Consider the following 17,869-nt stretch of genomic DNA (forward strand, 5'->3'; position numbering starts at 1 on the left):
GAACTAGCTGACAATATTATTGCTATTTCTCCCACTGAATTAACGTGTCTTTTGGCCAGTCATCACCAAGACCTTGGTATTTATTCTCTAAAATATGTCGTTTGATCTTTAGTGTTGGTGTCAGGATGCCGTTTTCAATGGTCCATGGTTCTTTCACCATGAGTACACCTTTGATTTTTGCGTGTGATTCTAACTCTTTATTGATTGTTTCGATGGTACGTTCAATTTTATGTTCGTAACGTTTAGGGTCAAAGTTAGGGAATTCATGAGGAATTGCTAACAAGATAGGTGCTGGCATTCCTGATCCAATAACGCACATGGTTTCAATGTTACACAGCTCGAATAAGCGTTTCTCAATGGGTACTGGTGAAACAAATTTACCTTTGGCTGTTTTAAAGGTGTCTTTAAGGCGTCCTTGAATGCTCAAATAGCCATCTTCATCAAGAAAACCTTTATCACCTGTGTATAACCAACCATCTTTATCAAAACTTTCTTGTGTTGCTTTTTCGTTCTTGTAATAACCAGAGAAGATCCCCATACCACGAACAAGTATCTCTTCATCGTCTGAAATTTTTATTTCGACACCTGGCCCTGCATTACCGACAGTACCAATCTTATCGCTACGGAACGGATGATTAATCGTACTGTAGGCAAAAGATTCTGTCATACCCCATGCTTCGGTAATATTAAGCCCAATGCTTTCATACCAGCGAAGTAGGGCTGGTGATACGGGTGCTGAGCCACAACCAAGCATACGTGCTTTGTCTAATCCTAAGCCATCAGCAAGCTTGCGTTTGATAACTCCTGAAATGAATGGAATTTTAAGTAGTATATTCAGTTTCGCTTGTGGCAATTTATCAAGAATTCGCTGCTGGAATAACGTCCATAAGCGCGGAACAGAAATGAATAACGTTGGACGATGCATTTTTACATCATCGATAAAGGTGTCGAGTGATTCTGGAAAGGCAACCTGCATACCCGCTAGGATAGAAGCACCGAAAATGTAAACGCGCTCTGTAATATGCGCAAGCGGTAAGTAAGAGAACAAGCGCTCGCCATCACGCATTCCAATGTGATCGACAATGCGTTGGGCTGACCATGAAAAAGAGCCGTATGTGAGCATCGCACCCTTAGGTAAACCCGATGTGCCAGATGTGTATACAATTGACATTAATGCGTCTTGAGCATGCTTTGGACGCTCTTCGCTTGGTAAACTTTTTGCTATCACCGTATTGAACTCATGAGTACAAGTAGGCGTACCTGGATAGGCAAAAGATATCGTCGGTAAGTCAGGATACTTTTTAACCACGGCATTAACCGCTTTTGCATCATCCAATTTACCCACAATAAGGATTTTAGACTCGCTGTGTGTTACACAGTGCTCAACCGTATCAGCTCCTGCTGTTGGAAATACAGGTACGCTAATATAGCTGCCAAGCATTAAAGCTAAATCGGTAATAAACCATTCAGCACAATTTTTAGACATTAGGGCGACTTTATCACCGGGCTGAATACCCATGTCGCGTAAAGCACTGACTAAACGTAGCGCTTTATCGGCGACTTCTGCAAATGTGTAATCAACGAATTCTCTGTTGATTATTTGTCGTAGGTACACCTCATTGGGGCGTTCACTCGCCCACTTTAAGATCATTTCATTAGGTAAAGGCTGAGCCATAAGCGTTTCCCTTAAACGTTCGGTCTGCAGAGGTAATGTCATATTCATCGCGTCCTTGTGTATGTTATTATTGTGTTAAATTTAAGGCTTTATTAACTGGTCCGTCAAGTCTAAATTCTAGTCGTGTTTCTGATGGTTAGCATAATTATTAGTGATTTATTTTGTATTCTTTTAGCTATCCTTAAGAAAAGTAACAATAAATTTTAAACGAGCGTATGATTTTTTTGTGTTTAGTAAGTTTTTGAAATAACTAAAATTCTTATTATATTGCTATTTGTTATCTAACGCTCAGTGCAATTGGTTGATTATTGCTTCATAAAGCATTCGCTAGAGGAATGAATGGCGACTGGTGAATGTATTGTATAGCAAGAATAATGGATGGTATGGATGTGTTAAAGCATAAGGCTATATTTACCGCGCTTCTAACGATGGCAACCACGTTAGTACAAGCAAACTGGGATTATCCCGATTCCCCTAAAAAGGGCTATCGAACTATTAATGATGTCGTTAAGCATTATTCTCCTATTTTAGAGCCCCGTATTTCACTCATGTTTGAACAAGTCGGTGTTCAATATCCACCAGAACAAATAGCAATGTTTGCTTTAAAAGAAGAAATGCAAGTTGAGTTATGGGCAAAAGATGAAGAGAGCTGGGTTTATATTAAGCGGTATGATATTGCGAAAATCAGTGGAAAATCCGGCCCTAAACTACGGGAGGGTGATCATCAAGTTCCTGAGGGTATATATCAAGTAATCGGCCTGAACCCTAATAGTAAGTACCACCTTTCAATGCAATTAAATTACCCCAATGAATTTGATTTAAAATATGCACAGTTAGAAAAGCGTAATCGACCTGGTTCTAATATTTTCATTCATGGTAAAGCGAAGTCTGTTGGTTGTTTAGCTATGGGGGATATTGCCATTGAAGAGCTATTTCTTTTGGTTGAGCGAGCTCAAATTCAGAATGTGCAAGTTGTGATTAGCCCTTCAGATCCTCGTAAGGGGCCTCTTGTTCCTAGACACGGACAACCCTTTTGGGTAATGCAGCTATACCGGAATATTGAAAAGGAAGCCCAAAAATTTGGACGCTAGGGTCTATTGAAATATTAATAGGTATAGCTCTTTGATACTAACTGCTAACCATGAATGCCCAATTTTCCGTTTATAAAGTGTGATGTTTTACGAAGATTTTCATTTTTGACCGCTTTTTAGTTATGGTTTTGATAAAAAATGATAATGATACTAGTTAACGGAATATCATTTTGTAATACTAGCCAAGATACTAACTAAAAGAACATCACATTAGCTATTTGGGCCTGCACTCAATAGAAGCTGTTGATTAAAACATCTAGATACAGAGCCAACTAATTATGCCAAAGCGTAGTAAAGAAGATACTGAGATAACTATCCAAACAATTATGGATGCCGTTGTTGATCAAATTTTACGATTAGGTTACGACAAAATGTCGTATACAACATTGAGTAAGCAAACCGGGATTTCTCGTACTGGCATCAGCCACCATTTTCCGAAAAAGCAAGATTTTGCTAACGCACTTGATGGCCGGATCTTTCGTCTATTTGTTGAAAGATTGAATCTTGATAATGGTCTTGAAGCATTTGTAGCAAGCTGGGTTGAAGCGCTTGAAGATGAAAAGTTTCGTGCGATCTTACGCTTACTATTTCACCATATTGTTTCCGCTGAAAACTCAAGCGAATTTGCTTTGCGTGGTATTGAGCGTTTATATGCTCTGTGTAAAGAACGCTACGGAGACGATAGCATTAAAGAATTGGAATGGTTGCTGGGCAAATCGCTAATCAGCCTTGCTCGTTAATCATAGTTTCTATGAGCGCGGGTTAAGCAAGCCTAAGAGCGGCATAATGTAAAATAAAAACGGTCTACATAAGTAGGCCGTTTTTTGTTTGAATTTTTATCTTATCTGCTTCTGAAATACGGATAAAACCTGCTACGATCAATGATCTAGCGATAGTTGGTTGCGTAATTTAATTCTTAAGTACTCTGTTCTAGTCATTGGGTAAGCATCAATTATTTACTGAATGATTATTAGCTCTATCAATAGTAAGTTGTATTTTAGAGTCAACACTCTAAAATGAGCATGAATCAGCCAAATACAAAGGCTTAAAAGGGTTTGAAAATGAAAATAAAGCCACTTGCATTAAAGCAATTGGCCGTTGCTATTTTGGTCTTATCACCAAGTGTTCAAGCTGCATCTGTTAGCTTCAATGATGCATGGCAAACGGTTTTAACAAGCAGTGATGCACTAGCAGCAGAGCGAGCAAATGTAGATAAAGCTAGGCACTTACAAGATGCAACGAGCGATCTGTATTTACCTGATATAAGTGTATCTGCTAACTACACTAGGCTTGATAAGCCTGTCGAAATTTCACCGTCTGATTTACTGGATAGTATGCCCGTGGGCGACTTATTAGCCAGTATTTTCCCTAATACAACCAATTTAGATCAGCTATTTACCTCGCAACTGACCGATCGTGATATTTTCACCAGCTCAATTCGTGCTATTTGGCCTATTTTTACTGGTGGGCGTATTAATGCCGCACAAGAAATCGCGAAGGGTAAAACCGAAGAAGCTAAATATATGCTCGTTATGCAACAGCAAGCAAAATTTGAAGATTTAACAAAATTTTATTTTGGTGTCGTGTTAACCGAGCAAGTGCTGCAGACTCGGATTGATGTAGAGCAAGGCCTGAAAAAACACCTAGATCATGCACAGAAAATGGAACAACAGGGGCAAATTGCCAAAGTTGAACGCCTTCAAGCTGAAGCATCTTATGATAAGGCGCGTGTCGATCGTCAAAAATCAGCGCGTGATTTAGAAATCGCTCAGGTGGCGTTAACCAAACTTCTGAAATTAAACTCTCCTGCTATGCCATCGACGACTCTTTTTACCAATGAATCGCTACCGCCTATGGATGCATTTATTGATAAAACCCTTTCAGACTACCCAGGCTTGAGCATTTTAGACGCAAAGAAAAAACAAGCGAGTGGCGTTATTGATGTCGAGAAAGGGAAGTATTACCCCGAAGTGTACCTATACGGTAACTACAGCTTGTATGAAGACGATACATTAGCCAGCAAGACTGCACCAGATTGGGCGGTTGGGGTTGGCGTGAATATTCCTATTGTTGATACATCGGGTCGTTCAGGAAAAGTAAAAGCAGCACACAGTGCAGTAACACAAGTGAACTATCTTCGTGCGCAAGCAGAGCAAGATCTCTCTGTACTGGTTGAAAAAACGTACCGAGAAGCGAATCAATCATTAGAAGAATACAACGGATTGAAATCGAGCCTTGCACTTGCCGAAGAAAATGTACGATTGCGTGAAAAAGCATTTAGTCAGGGGTTATCAACGTCACTTGATGTTGTTGATGCCGAAATGTATTTAGCGGGAGTGAAAACTCAACGATTGGCAGCGGCATACCAGTATGTTATTTCGTTATCGCGTCTATTGGCAGTAAGCGGTGAAATGAACAGTTTCAATCAGTATCAACAATATCAAGGTCTTGAGGTTAAACAATGAGTAAGTTAAAGCCATTAGCAGTAGTGATACCTGCTGTAGCATTAGTCGGTTGGTTAGGTTACACCTTCTGGCAGGCTTATCAGCCTCAAGCAGACCGCATGCAAGGCCAGATTGAAGCACAACAATATAATATTTCTTCAAAAGTACCGGGACGTGTTGATGAAGTATTAGTGCGCAAAGGTGATCAGGTTGAGCGTGGACAGTTAATTTTTACGCTACTTAGCCCTGAAATTGATGCAAAATTAATGCAAGCCAAAGCGGGCCAACAAGCTGCGGGTGCGATGGCCGAGCAAGCAGAGAAAGGTGCTCGAGTACAAGAAATTGCCGCCGCAAGGGATCAGTGGCAAAAAGCCAAAGCAGCGTCTTCTTTAATGAAAAAAACCTATAAGCGTATCGACAATCTCTATAAAGACGGCGTGATTGCAGAACAAAAGCGTGATGAGGCGTACACTCAATGGCAAGCCTCGCGTTATACCGAACAAGCTGCTTATCAAATGTTTGGTATGGCAAGTGAAGGTGCGCGTGTTGAAACCAAACGTGCTGCGATAGAAAAAGAAAGAATGGCAGCGGGTGCTGTGGCAGAAGTTGAAGCATATGCGGCTGATACCAAAATTACCAGTTGGCATAATGGCGAAGTGACACAGGTTTTATTACACGGTGGCGAGCTTGCCCCACAAGGTTTCCCTGTGGTTAGCGTTATTGACATGAATGATGCGTGGGCGGTATTTCATGTACGCGAAGACCGTTTAAGTGAGTTTAACCAAGGTACGATTGTCGATGCTACGATTCCAGCATTGGGTGATGAGGCATATAGTTTTAAGGTGACACATGTTGCCGTGATGGGTGATTTTGCCACATGGCGTGCAACAGATGCTTCACAAGGGTTTGATATGCGTACATTTGAGATTGAAGCACGCCCAATGGAAGCCATAGAAGGCTTACGTGTTGGTATGAGTGTCATTTTAGAGCAGTAATTTTATGGCTTTTTCTACACAATGTTACCGTGAGTGGCGAATACTTGTATCCGACAGTTGGCTGAAAGCCATGGTTTTTTGGCTGCCTGTTGTACTGTTTTTTAGTATGTGGCTGATTTTCTCTGCGGGTATAGCGCGTGATCTGCCTATTGGTGTTGTTGACCTTGACCACAGCCGCTTGTCTCGTGGTTTAGTGCGTTATTATGACGCGAGCCCAACACTGGCTGTCACTAATGTCTATACATCTGCGACTGAGGGGAGTCATGCTCTTAAAAATGCAGATATATATGCGTTGGTTGTACTGCCAGCCCAATTAGAGAAAGATACGTTGTTAGGGCGTGCTCCTGAAGTAACGGCTTTTTATAATAGCCAATACATCTTAATTGGTAAGCTGATCAATTCTGCGATGGTGCAAGCCCAAGGGACTTATACCGCAGGAATCGACACGCTGAAAAATATGGCGGATGGTTCACCAGTTCCATTGCAAGCATTGGGTCAGGCTGTTCCAATCCAAAGCCAGATTACGCCATTATTTAATAGTAATAGTCACTACGGGCAATTCTTGGTTTCTGCCGCAATTCCCGCTATCTGGCAGATATTGATAGTCGCCACTACGGTATTGGCTATATCGGCAGAATTTCGGCAACAAGGTATATCGGCATGGTTAGCAAATAGTCCGATTAATCACGTTATTGCAAAACTACTTCCCTATACCCTGTTGTTTTGGTTACAAGGCTTCATATTCTTGTGGGCTATGTACGGGGCACTTGAATGGCCGATGCACGGCAGTTGGTTTATTTTGAGTTTGTCGCAATTACTTATGGTTGTGGCTTGCCAAAGTATGGGGGCTGCTTTCTTTCTGCTAACTCTCGATTCAACACGCGCAATAAGCTTAGTGGCTGGATTTACAGCGCCTGCCTTTGCCTTCATGGGGGTTACTTTTCCTGCGACGGATATGCCGTTCTTAGCGCAGCTATGGCGAGCAATGTTACCTGTTAGTCATTATATAGAAATTCAAATCCAGCAGGTTGATTATGGTGCTTCATTAGTTGACGCCATACCCAATATGATTGCATTAGCGTGTTTCGGGTTTGTTTTATTAGTTGCGATGATGAAAGCGAAAAAAATTGCCACAGCCTCTAATAGCGCTGTAAATGCAGTTACTAAGAATGCTGTGTTGAAGCATTCTGATAATAAAGGAACGCAAGCATGAGTTGGCGTACGCTTTTCAAGTTTGAATTGACGGCAATTTTCACTAATCCATCACTGCTTTTTACTGTATTTGGTGGCGTGCTAATTTATTCGTTTCTTTATCCCTTGCCGTATTCTCAGCAGTTACCACGTGAGCAAACTATCGCGGTAGTGAATTTGGATAATAGCCAAATGAGCAGAGAACTAGAGCGGATGGTTGACGCTACGCCTCAAGTCAATATTACCAAGCATGTTTATAGTATTGAAGAAGCCAAGTCATTACTGATTAAAGGTGATGTACATGGTTTGATGGTGATCCCCACTAATTTCTATCGTGATGTACTCTTGGGAAAAAGCCCAACGGTTGCGTACGCAGGTGATGCTTCGTATTTCTTAGTGTACGGTACGATAGTAGAAGGTTTAGCAACTGCTGGTGGCACATTGGGGGCTAAAGCTAAAGTCTCTCGTATGGTGATGTCTGGTGATGACCTCGTGTTAGCATCAGAACAGTATTCAGCAATGAAGTTGAATATGCGGCCAGTATTTAACCCGACGATGGGGTACATAAATTATGTTGTACCTGCGGTATTCGTATTGATCTTACATCAAACACTGATGATTGCTGCGGGAATGCTTGGCGGTGGACAGAATGAATATCGCCTGCAAGGTGGCACTGGGTATTGGTTACGTTACAGTGCATGGAAAATCGTGCTGGTTCGTACTCTCTTATTGGTGTTGATATATATCCCGCTTGTTGCCTATTATTTTGGTTATAGCTTCTCTAACTATCATATAAGCCGCTTAGCTTCGATATCTGATTTAGTCGCAATGACCGTTCCATTTTTGCTAGCGGTTATCTTCGTTGGAATAATTATTGGTCAGCTTATTCCACGGCGTGAGTTGGCAACATTAATTATCTTGCTTAGCTCATTACCTTTGGTTTTCTCCGCAGGTTTTATTTGGCCTGTGTCGGCAATACCAGCCCCGATTAATGCACTTGCTCAGTTAGCACCATCAACCCCCGCAATAAATGGATTTTTGCGGTTGAACCAGATGGGAGCAAGCTTTGAACAGGTGATAAATTGGTGGGGGCAGCTATGGTTGCAAGCACTCGTATACGGTTGTATCGCTGTATTTCTTGTTAAGCGTAACCAAGAGCAAGGCAGCGTGAAACAAGTACCACCGGAATAAACAGAAGTTGTTCTTACAACGTATGTAATGATCTAAAATAGAAAGCCTGATGAGATAATCATCAGGCTTTTTTTATGAGTATTAACAAGAATCTTATGGCGCGACTGGTGTTGGCGCTTGGTATGCCTTAGTTCCCCATAAAGGCACAGTAGATAGGCTGTGTTTAAAGCTACCCTCAGTCTCTTTGGTTGTGTAAGACAAATAGAGCAGGGTTTGATTATCTGCATCGTAGATACGTCTAACCTTCATTGTTTTGAAGAAAATACTTTTAGATTTCTTAAATACAACTTCACCAGATTTACTCTTGTCGATAGTGGCAAGCATTTCTGGTGTTATATCACCGGTTTGACGGCAAGAAATTGAGCTATCACTTGGATCAGAAAGGCTTAAATTGGCTTCAACAGATGCGATGTGACAGGTTATTCCTGGAATTTTATCGTCATCCAAATTCGAAATCTTTATATCCTTCATGGTGAACATTCCCAAGGATACATCACCAACCTCATTGTCAGAACAACCAACGAGTAGGGTAGCCAGACCAATTGCGAAGAGGATCTTCTTCATAAAACAAATCCTTTTTAAATAGAGAGCGATATGATCGATTGTAGGGTATTAACTCTATGAATGAAACGAGCATTTTGAGGTAATACCAAAGCCATTAATTATCTGACCATTCAGAATATCACTGGGAGTCGAGTTCAAGGATAGTGTTTGATAGAAGAGTGGTTCTCTTTTGAAATTGGTATAACTTGGGTATATTAACGTTGCAGCTGGCGATACTTAGCCGGAGTTATCGAAAAAAACGTTTTAAAGTGCAGTGTAAAATGAGGCTGTGAAGAAAAGCCACATTGTATGGCGATATCAGCTAGAGGGTGCTGGGTTGTCTTTAATAACATTGCGGCGAGTTGTGTACGTAGTTTGAGTACGTATTGATGAGGAGGGGATCCGAATGACTGATGAAACATGCGAGAGAAGTGAAATTCACTTAATTCAGCTATATTTGAAAGTTGCTCAATAGTGATCTTTGAAGCTAAATGGTCATGAATATATTCATTGATTCGCTTTGCAACAATGGGTGATAAGCCGCCTGTAATATTGGGCATGTTAAATTGAACATTACAGTGATTTTTTAATAAGTGTACGTAAACAATCTGCTGAATGTGCGTAAAAGCGAGAGCATCTGAACGGTCATGCCAATTTAGTGGCAATAAGGTGTGATGGAATATATTACTCAAATAGCTGTCATCAACAAACGTTTGATCCATTAATTCAATATTCCGACCTTCTTTATCGAACGCTTTTTCGAATGTATTTTGCTTAACATTGAACACTACGTGCTCAATTACCAATAGAGATCACTCTAGTGTTTGAAAGGTTGAATTTTAAACAATGTTTAATTTTTTGATTTAACCTTTTGATAATCAATGTGATTTTTTCCGTTTTTTATAGGTGTGACTATTCTTTTCTTCACTAATAAGGTGTTTTTTTTAAGAAAATAGTCATTTGAACTTTTATTTAACAAAAAATACACATAGGATAAAGAATACTTAAATTTAATAAGAGGAGTATTTTTAGGGGGGAGAATCTTTACACATTAATAATTCTGGAGGATAAGATGTCGAATATCATAGCTTTTCCAGTAAAAGAGCAGCCAAAAGAATTGTCACCACTAGAAGTCGTTGTTGAGCAGGAGTTACTTGATATTGGTGCAGACCCAATGATGGCGAGAGTAATAGTAGAGCGCATGGAAAAGTTCTTAGTATTAGCCTCATTTGAGTTTGATATGACCATGTCGGTGTCGAAAGAATGTGTAGATGAAATGCGTGAATCAGTATTTCCGGCCATTACCAAAATGGAGACCAATATTAAAGATGCAATGAATGAATTAATGACAGAAAGAGTGTTGCACGAAATTCAGTTGTACCGACTTGAGCAACAAGCCTAATCAACCAGCGTCATGTATTCGAAGTTAGTAATACGATCCGCAGTTAAACAGACAAAATATAATGAATAGTTCAATTTGAATACCGCTGCCATTATCGCAGCGGTTTTTCGTTTATGCTTATATTTATTGATGCTTCATAGGGGTTGGTTTGTCGCCAGCAGAGTGCTCGCCTATTTGCCATAATTTCTCAGCTTTAGACCCTATAGCCCAGAAGCTAAGCGCTAGAACTGCAAAAAATATTGCTTTATGTGACGATTCCCAAAAGTATTCAAAGTAGCGAGTATAAAAATTAATAAGAAGAAAGGTGATACCAAAACTACGACTTAATGCGTCATTGAATTTAATACCTACATAAATAGCAATTAAACAAACAATAACAGCTAAGATAGACCAATGGAGCAATTCAATTTGTTTTATTTGAGACCAAGCAGCGATATCACCATAATTACCAAAAATAGAAAGCAGCCACAGCGACATAAACAGGTAAAGCAACCCAACAAATCGGGTAGGTTCTTGTAAGCGCTCGTGTTTAGGGTATTTAGGGAACAATAAGCTTAACGCAGTAATTGCCGCACCAACAAAAACAAAGCGCAGAGGGTGGTTCATCCCTAAAAAGTAGGCATCCCAATCAGATAAAAAGCTTGTTTCTGTTAACACCCAGCCACCAAAAGTGAACAATGCAAATAGCCAAATCAAGATTGATGATAAGCGTAACCCAAGAACCGCATAAATGGATGTTAGCAGTAAAAGTAGTAGGGCATCATGGGTATCACCGTATAAAGATGTTGCACCTAAAAAGCCGACAGAGACTGCTGTCATTAAGACACCAAAGAAAAATGTTGCTTCATTACTGATATTTTTTGCTGGATATTTACGTCGGCGGCGAATACCAACTGCATATAATCCCGCAGCTATAATCGCGGTTACTATTGATATTACTCCAGCAGGAGCGTCAAAGATCTTGGCGAGTAAGTCTAATAGGTAATCATCGGCAAGTAAGACTCCTACCGAGATAATGAGGCATGTAATCGCAATCCAAAACGAATATACAGCCAATAACTTCCAATCAAAGCCGACAATCTGCATGCTTTGTCGTAATGTATTAGCTTGCTCTGCATTGATCGTGAGTTTTTCTTCCCAAGAATCAATAGCATTGTTTAGTATTTGCGCTTTCTTTTTACTTACTTTCATTATCACGGCCTGTTATTAATCCGTTGTAATGTAGCGAAACCCACCTTGAATGTAAATTATGGCCCGTAAACCAGCCTCATAAAATCTGATGTTATGTGTTGCTCTAATTCGGCTGCTTGCTCTGTTGGGCAAAATATTGTGATATGCATTACGCTTTCACCGGTACAATTTGTACCAATATGAATGTGTGGTTCTGCGCCAGGTAAATCAACTCCAGCATGTCGTTCAATAACACTGTTGTAGCGTCGTGCAACCTCAATAAATTCTTCGCTATAGTCGTTGATATTGCTGATTAGCTCATCATGGTACGAGAACAAATTACGCTCTTTTGGCCCAACAATCGTGAAGTTATGATAAACGTAGCGTTTCATAAAATTCATATTTTTGATGGTGTGTGAAAAGAACATACTATTGGGCAGTGTTAGTGTCTTTCCCGTGTAATCGTAACGGTTATGCGCGATATCAATTTCCTGAATCTTCGTTGATAGCATTGTATGCTCAATCACTTCGCCGCGAAGATCACCGACTTCGATCCAGTCTCCGATTGTAAAGGAGCTAGATGATGCGCGATGTATCGATCCTGTTATACAAAGAATCATTTCTTTAGAGGCGATAACAACGGCCATAGCAATAGCCGTTAAAGACAGTGCGAACTCTTTTATTTCTGAATTCCAAATACCAAAAATAGTGATAATAATGAGAATCGCAAAACCATTTTTTGTACGAGACATCCATTGGCGTTGTTTTTCACTAATGAAATTGTGATCGCCTCGGATGATTTTTAATACTAATACTCGTAGTAATAATAAAGTCGTGATTATGACTAGGGTTGTAATGATTTTGTGCTCAATGGCGAAAGTTAAGAGTTCAAGCATTGCTGTGTTAAGTGCCTTGTTAATGTTCAGAAAGAGTATGGGTGTGTAGAAAAGATGCGCAGTATACGCTTGGCTTTCGAACAGTAAAGTGTTTTTGTGATGAAAAATAAACAAAAAATGAAATATGAAAATCATGCCGTCTAGTTCGGTTGATTAAGCACATTATTGACGTAAAAAATCTAGGGCTAAGTGTACTTTTTGAATGCGAATATTACTGGTCGTTATCTTCTAAAATATCTTCAGGCATAAAGGTTAAAATATGCTGTTCTGATGTTAGTGTTAACACATCATTTTCTAATGCTATGCTGCTCCATTCCTGCAGAGATACCGTCATTATCGATTCAGTGGTTGCTTGATCATCTTGAATACAGGCCATTTTTGTCGAGCTCAGCGTGTCGATTTTAAACTTATTGTCTTTGATTTCCGCTTGCCCTGTAAAACGATTACAACCACCAAATCCAGATACCTTAAGGTCAGAATCGATAGCCATATTGGGAATAACTCTTGGCTCCTTTATGGTGATTTCTTTTCCATCGATGTTAGTTAAAACCCAGTCTTGCTGCAGGTTTTTACTGGAAAATCCGATTTGTTCATTATTCTCACAACCTGCAAGTAATAATGGCGTAAAGATACCTGCTAGTAACCACTTCCTCATTGTGAGCCCCTTTGTTTTATGGATCTTATATTTTTCAGATAGTGTCATTTTAGCAGCATTATCAATGACTATTTGTGCTGATTTCGACCAAAGTGGTTATCTTGACCTTTATTTAAACGGAGTCCTTTATCTTTTTCTCGTGCGTAGGCTTCCATTGCTTGCTGTGCATCGCAGTAACTTTCGTTTTCTTTAAAAGCATCACGAGTAATGTCGATGGTACGTTCTGCAATCTGCCGTTCTTGTAGCGCAAGGGTATTATCACTATAAATAATTTGCTGATTAACAATGAGCAGTTCAAGATTTTTCATGCAAGCTTGTTCGTTCTGCATAACTGTTGTGACGTTATTTGAAGCGTACGATAAAAATGATAGAGAAAGTGTAACGATAATAAAAAAAACATTAGGCATAAGTGCAGGTAACTAGTCGTTTGATGGGGGTATTATATATGTTTGACTATATATATATCAATAGGTTATATGTTTACTGGCCGACTATTACCACAGAGGATCATATTATAAGTAATTAAATACGCTAGACTTTGTGAAAATTAATCTTGAAGAGGTAAGGAGGATAAACACGCTCGACAAACGCAACTTCCAGCTTCTAGGTTTGATGTGTCGCGTTTGGTTAGCTCAAAACACCAACATGTTGATTTTCCTGCGCTGATCTCACAGTAAGCGGGCTTTCCGCATAGGCTGCAGGCATGTGTGGTGCGTAATCCTTTGATCTCATCGATTGTTTTGACATGTTCATCATCAGACATTTGACGCCATTCTCCTACTTCACTCATTGTGCGTAAACAGCCACTGCACACACCATCATTATTTTTACATTTACCAACACAAGGTGTTTTCACTGTTTAATCCAATCTTGAGTACTAAGATCGCGTAATGTATCAGAATAAAAGCGCAACCTACAGCCTGTAAGTTGCACTTGTTGCTTGAATTCAGCTGCGATATCCCCAAGTTACCTCAAGATGCTGGATTAAGAGAGCATCAGCGTTTTCGCCAAATTGTCATTTCAGACAAGCTGTGTTGAAATTTGCGTTTTGTTTCTCTAATCACAAAAGGAATTTCTTTTACTGCAATAAGCTCAAATCGGCTGATTAAGTTTTCTGTTAGTCCATCTAAGGTTGTAAAGTTCTCGCCATGTACTTTTGTGCCTCCTAACCAGTTATCTTTATTTGTGTAATCTTCTAACCAAGTATATGGAGAGGTAATCACTAAATAACCACCCGTATTAATGCGATCATAGATCGAAGATAAAAATTGCTTAGGATCACCAAGGCGATCAATCAAATTAGAGGCATAAATAAGATCATAGCCAGTATATTGAGATTTCAAGTTGCAGGCGTCTCCTTGCATAAAGCTGACTTTATCGGCTATTTCGATATAGTTAAGTTCAGCTAACGTTATGCTTTTAAATTCAACTAAATCACCTTCTGTTCGGATGGTATATCGCTTTTCACCTTGTTCAATAAGCGTGCAGGCTTGCTGAATAAAACGAGCAGAAAAATCTAACCCATCAACATGGTCAAATGTTTTGGCGAGTTCAAACGTAGCACGGCCAACAGAACAACCGATATCAAGGGCTTTGCTTCTATGAGTGAGTTGCAGTTCTTGTAAGCATTGCTTCACACCATTAACGCAGAAGTTTTCAACCGAAAAATATTCAGGGCCATAGTGAAATTCAAGGTACTGTGAAATAAGTTCATCGGTTTCATATACGTTGATTTGCGCCATCTCTTCTGGTTTTTGGTTTGATTCTACGTAGCGAAATCCTGCATGTTGATAAAAATGACGGCGGAAAGCATAACGAGACGCTTTAATAGACTCGTTGCCGGTTGAGATCCAAGATCCCCCTTTAACTAAGTTATGTAGGCCATCAAATGTAGGGGTAGAGAAGTCATCATATAAAGGATGAACCTGAAAGCCGTTAAAGCCGTCTATGGGGGTTTCTGTCCATTGCCATACATTACCTATAACATCGTACAGGCCGTTATGTTCAAAGCGATTCACAGGGCAAGAAGATGCAAAGTATTCTAAATGGATATTCCCCGGTGCTTCAGACCAATACGGAGAATCGGTACCGATGTTATCGCGTAATAGATACCATTCGGCTTCAGTCAGCAAGCGAATGTTAGTATTGCTTTGTTCTGCTTTCCAATTGCAAAACGCTTTTGCTTCTAGTTGATTAACTTCAACTGGCCAGTTTAAAGGTAAGGGGATCTCACTTGATAGGTTACGCTGTAACAACTTATTTTCTTCTAATCGCCAAAAACGGGGCATTGTTGCTTTGGTGTAAGCTAACCAACCTTTTCCCTCTTCATTCCAGTATCGTGGTTGTCGATAGCCATCAGCCTTCACAAATTCAAGATACTCCTGATTAGAAACAAGGAATTTAGCGGCTTTAAAGTTATCGACAGTAAAAGGTTGTTCACCAAACTCATTATCCCAACCGTATGTTTGGTCATTACCTTGTCTACCTAGTCGCATGCTTTTCCCTGCAATACTCAGTAAACTGTTGTTGGGTGATTCACCACTGTCGAGGCATGGCATCCAATTATAATGAGGCGTTACATCAGCCAGAGGTAGCTGGCGAATAATGACGGAAGAGGTTTCTAGGTGAATGCGTTCATGCTCAATGCTCATTAAAATGATCCAGGCTGGATCGGATTGAGTGATGGGTAAGGATAGGGGCATCTCATCAATAAATTGGTTGACTAGCGAACACACTTTTTTGCGATAATCTTTAACGGTATCAACCTTTGGCCAGTCATAATGGGCTGCATCAAGATCATCCCACGACATTTCATCTACACCAATGGCGAACATCGATTCAAAGTGGGTGTTTATGCGTGAATCAATGTACTTTCCAAGTTTCAACTTATTGATATAAAAGGCAGCTGTATGCCCAAAGTAAAAAATGAGGGGATGGCGTAATGGTTCTGCTTTTTTGAAATAAGCTTCATCATTATTTACAATTTCAAAGAGGGATTCGTAAAGAGCCGACGTTTGATTGAAATAGTCTTTTAACTCCTGTCGTTTATGTTGTTCAGATGAGCCAGTTAACAGAACGGTTTGAATATTTTTTATCGTTTTATTGTGCATGCCTTTGCAAAGCTCCATACAAGAAATCGTTGTCTTAGAATTACGTGAACTGCAAATGGTATTTTTTTATGCTGATAAGGCTTTCAGGTTGTTATTAAGTCTAGTAAAAACAACCAAATTTGCAGGGCTATCGAAGTCACAGCGAACTATTTGTTTTCAGAACGGTAATTACGCAACTGGAAATGAAAAGAAGAGTATTTTTTTGCCATACTTAATGTACAACTTAGCCAATGAAGCAAGTGATAAAGGATGAGAAATTTGAAAATGGCATGGCGAATACCAACATGGACATTGGTTGGAATTGGTTTATTACTCAATGTAGTTTCAGCTTTGATGACCAACTTTTACATAGATGATTCAACACGACAAATAAATAGTCAGATTCAACAGCAAGCAAGTAATAACAAATTAATCACATTAATTTGGCAACAAGTTGAAACGGTAGAGCGCAAAAAAGAACATGTGTTAGAACTTCTTGCAAATAGTGAATATATGAGTAAACCATTAATCCCTGAAATAAAAAATCAAATAATGAAAGACTTAAAATATTGGTTAGGTGAAGAGGTTGTATCATTATCTATTACTGAACTGCCTAATTTGATGGGCAAGATAAATAATGTTCAATTTGAGCAAAGAGAAAAAATAAATCAGCTGTATCTAGATAACTTGGAGTTGATTGATAGTTATACAAGTGAGATGGAATATATATCACAGCTTAGAAGTTTGGCGTTGTTTTTGCAGGTGATTGGGCTTGGGCTCGTTTTATCCAGAGATTTAAATCGTCGTGATTATGATAGAAAAAGCCATGATGAATTTACCGATAAATAGATATACCCAAGTCACCTCAATATGTAGGATTCTCGCTGAAACGAGCATCTTGAGGTAACTTGGGTATACATAAAAAGAAAAAGTCCCGAATTAATCAGGACTTAAAAATGTCATGACCACTTACTTATTTGTAGAGTGGAAGGCGAAACGTGATGATTTTTTACCAGTTTCTGTGGTTGCTTTGTATTTTACTGAACGTGAATTTTCTAATGTTAATGGAATAAATACACGACCATTTTCATCTGTTTGGTAGCTTTGTTTTTGTTGAGGCACGTTGGCTACAGATACTGAAGCATTAGCAGCTGGAGCGCCATTTTCAGTTACGGTGATCCACGCACCATTGTGTGTATCTGCGACTCGAATATCTGCTAATACGGAAGTAGACATTAAAATCACTGCTGTTGCTGTAATTACTTTCAAGCTAGACATAATCCTCACCTCATCGTTTGGCTATATTGCCATTTTTATAAGAGTTTGTATTCACATCACCTTATAAGACCTGTCCTTCATAAAAAATATTTCAAAATAATAATAATAAATCTAAATTTCTATTATTACAGTATGTTAGGTTGCAATGATAAAACTGAGTTCTCATGTTAGTGAAAGTAAACCTTCTGTTTATTTCCTTATATAGCCAAGTATCAAGGCTTATATGTCTTTGGTTTATTACTTCACTAC

The 17,869-nt window shown here is 39.4% G+C and carries 18 protein-coding genes; 8 read left to right on the forward strand and 10 right to left on the reverse strand.

Annotated features, from left to right (window positions below; genetic code table 11):
- Nucleotides 1–22: 22 nt before the first annotated feature.
- Nucleotides 23–1,717 carry an AMP-binding protein gene (locus C9J47_RS15815; protein ID WP_107254372.1) on the reverse strand — a complete coding sequence of 565 codons (1,695 nt, stop codon included), beginning with the start codon at nt 1,715–1,717 and terminating at the stop codon, nt 23–25.
- A gap of 311 nt (nt 1,718–2,028) precedes the next feature.
- On the opposite strand from C9J47_RS15815, the gene C9J47_RS15820 reads away from it, so the two are divergent.
- The 6 genes from C9J47_RS15820 (at nt 2,029) to C9J47_RS15845 (ending at nt 8,587) form a co-directional block, all read left to right on the forward strand.
- Nucleotides 2,029–2,766, forward strand: coding sequence for a L,D-transpeptidase family protein (locus C9J47_RS15820; protein WP_245903493.1), 738 nt, complete (start codon nt 2,029–2,031; stop codon nt 2,764–2,766).
- 278 nt (nt 2,767–3,044) lie between these two features.
- Entirely contained in the window at nt 3,045–3,506 is a 462-nt protein-coding gene (locus C9J47_RS15825) for a TetR family transcriptional regulator (protein WP_107254374.1), read from the forward strand.
- Between the two features lie 321 nt (nt 3,507–3,827).
- Nucleotides 3,828–5,231: a TolC family protein gene (locus tag C9J47_RS15830; protein ID WP_107254375.1), complete on the forward strand. Its 1,404-nt coding sequence runs from the start codon at nt 3,828–3,830 to the stop codon at nt 5,229–5,231.
- Nucleotides 5,228–6,205, forward strand: a complete 978-nt coding sequence (locus C9J47_RS15835; protein ID WP_107254376.1) for an HlyD family secretion protein — start codon at nt 5,228–5,230, stop codon at nt 6,203–6,205. Before C9J47_RS15830 ends, C9J47_RS15835 begins: the two co-directional genes overlap by 4 nt.
- Before the next feature lie 4 nt (nt 6,206–6,209).
- On the forward strand, nt 6,210–7,418 hold the full coding sequence (locus C9J47_RS15840) for an ABC transporter permease (protein WP_107254377.1): 1,209 nt from the start codon (nt 6,210–6,212) through the stop codon (nt 7,416–7,418).
- Nucleotides 7,415–8,587, forward strand: coding sequence for an ABC transporter permease (locus C9J47_RS15845; RefSeq protein WP_107254378.1), 1,173 nt, complete (start codon nt 7,415–7,417; stop codon nt 8,585–8,587). The genes C9J47_RS15840 and C9J47_RS15845 overlap by 4 nt, the downstream gene beginning before the upstream one ends.
- 93 nt (nt 8,588–8,680) lie before the next feature.
- On the opposite strand, the gene C9J47_RS15850 is transcribed toward C9J47_RS15845, so the two are convergent.
- Together C9J47_RS15850 and C9J47_RS15855 are read right to left on the reverse strand one after the other, a co-directional pair.
- On the reverse strand, nt 8,681–9,151 hold the full coding sequence (locus C9J47_RS15850) for a CreA family protein (protein WP_107254379.1): 471 nt from the start codon (nt 9,149–9,151) through the stop codon (nt 8,681–8,683).
- A 194-nt stretch (nt 9,152–9,345) separates the two neighbouring features.
- On the reverse strand, nt 9,346–9,918 hold the full coding sequence (locus tag C9J47_RS15855; RefSeq protein WP_245903495.1) for a helix-turn-helix domain-containing protein: 573 nt from the start codon (nt 9,916–9,918) through the stop codon (nt 9,346–9,348).
- A 284-nt stretch (nt 9,919–10,202) separates the two neighbouring features.
- On the opposite strand from C9J47_RS15855, the gene C9J47_RS15860 reads away from it, so the two are divergent.
- Nucleotides 10,203–10,532, forward strand: a complete 330-nt coding sequence (locus C9J47_RS15860) for a hypothetical protein (RefSeq protein WP_006229255.1) — start codon at nt 10,203–10,205, stop codon at nt 10,530–10,532.
- Nucleotides 10,533–10,655: 123 nt separating this feature from the next.
- Here C9J47_RS15860 and C9J47_RS15865 read toward each other — a convergent pair whose 3' ends face one another.
- The 6 genes from C9J47_RS15865 to ovoA all read right to left on the reverse strand — a co-directional run bounded on the left by C9J47_RS15865 (nt 10,656) and on the right by ovoA (nt 16,363).
- A complete protein-coding gene (locus C9J47_RS15865; RefSeq protein WP_107254380.1) occupies nt 10,656–11,723 on the reverse strand; it encodes a hypothetical protein in 1,068 nt (355 codons plus the stop codon).
- A gap of 56 nt (nt 11,724–11,779) precedes the next feature.
- Complete coding sequence (locus tag C9J47_RS15870) at nt 11,780–12,598, reverse strand: mechanosensitive ion channel family protein (RefSeq protein WP_107245077.1); 819 nt, start codon at nt 12,596–12,598, stop codon at nt 11,780–11,782.
- Nucleotides 12,599–12,809: 211 nt separating this feature from the next.
- Entirely contained in the window at nt 12,810–13,253 is a 444-nt protein-coding gene (locus C9J47_RS15875; protein WP_107254381.1) for an META domain-containing protein, read from the reverse strand.
- A 68-nt stretch (nt 13,254–13,321) separates the two neighbouring features.
- Nucleotides 13,322–13,561 (reverse strand): hypothetical protein, encoded by a 240-nt coding sequence (locus C9J47_RS15880; protein WP_107254382.1) that lies wholly within the window; start codon nt 13,559–13,561, stop codon nt 13,322–13,324.
- A 239-nt stretch (nt 13,562–13,800) separates the two neighbouring features.
- Entirely contained in the window at nt 13,801–14,109 is a 309-nt protein-coding gene (locus C9J47_RS15885) for a cysteine-rich CWC family protein (protein WP_107245080.1), read from the reverse strand.
- A gap of 139 nt (nt 14,110–14,248) precedes the next feature.
- On the reverse strand, nt 14,249–16,363 hold the full coding sequence (gene ovoA, locus C9J47_RS15890; RefSeq protein ID WP_107254383.1) for a 5-histidylcysteine sulfoxide synthase: 2,115 nt from the start codon (nt 16,361–16,363) through the stop codon (nt 14,249–14,251).
- Between the two features lie 264 nt (nt 16,364–16,627).
- Between ovoA and C9J47_RS15900 the strand changes: the two genes are divergently transcribed.
- Entirely contained in the window at nt 16,628–17,191 is a 564-nt protein-coding gene (locus tag C9J47_RS15900) for a hypothetical protein (RefSeq protein ID WP_036802610.1), read from the forward strand.
- Between the two features lie 120 nt (nt 17,192–17,311).
- On the opposite strand, the gene C9J47_RS15905 is transcribed toward C9J47_RS15900, so the two are convergent.
- Nucleotides 17,312–17,620, reverse strand: a complete 309-nt coding sequence (locus C9J47_RS15905) for a hypothetical protein (RefSeq protein ID WP_006229263.1) — start codon at nt 17,618–17,620, stop codon at nt 17,312–17,314.
- Between the last annotated feature and the right edge of the window lie 249 nt (nt 17,621–17,869).

The organism is Photobacterium indicum (assembly GCF_003026215.1).
In the GTDB taxonomy this organism is placed as follows: Bacteria; Pseudomonadota; Gammaproteobacteria; order Enterobacterales; family Vibrionaceae; genus Photobacterium; species Photobacterium indicum.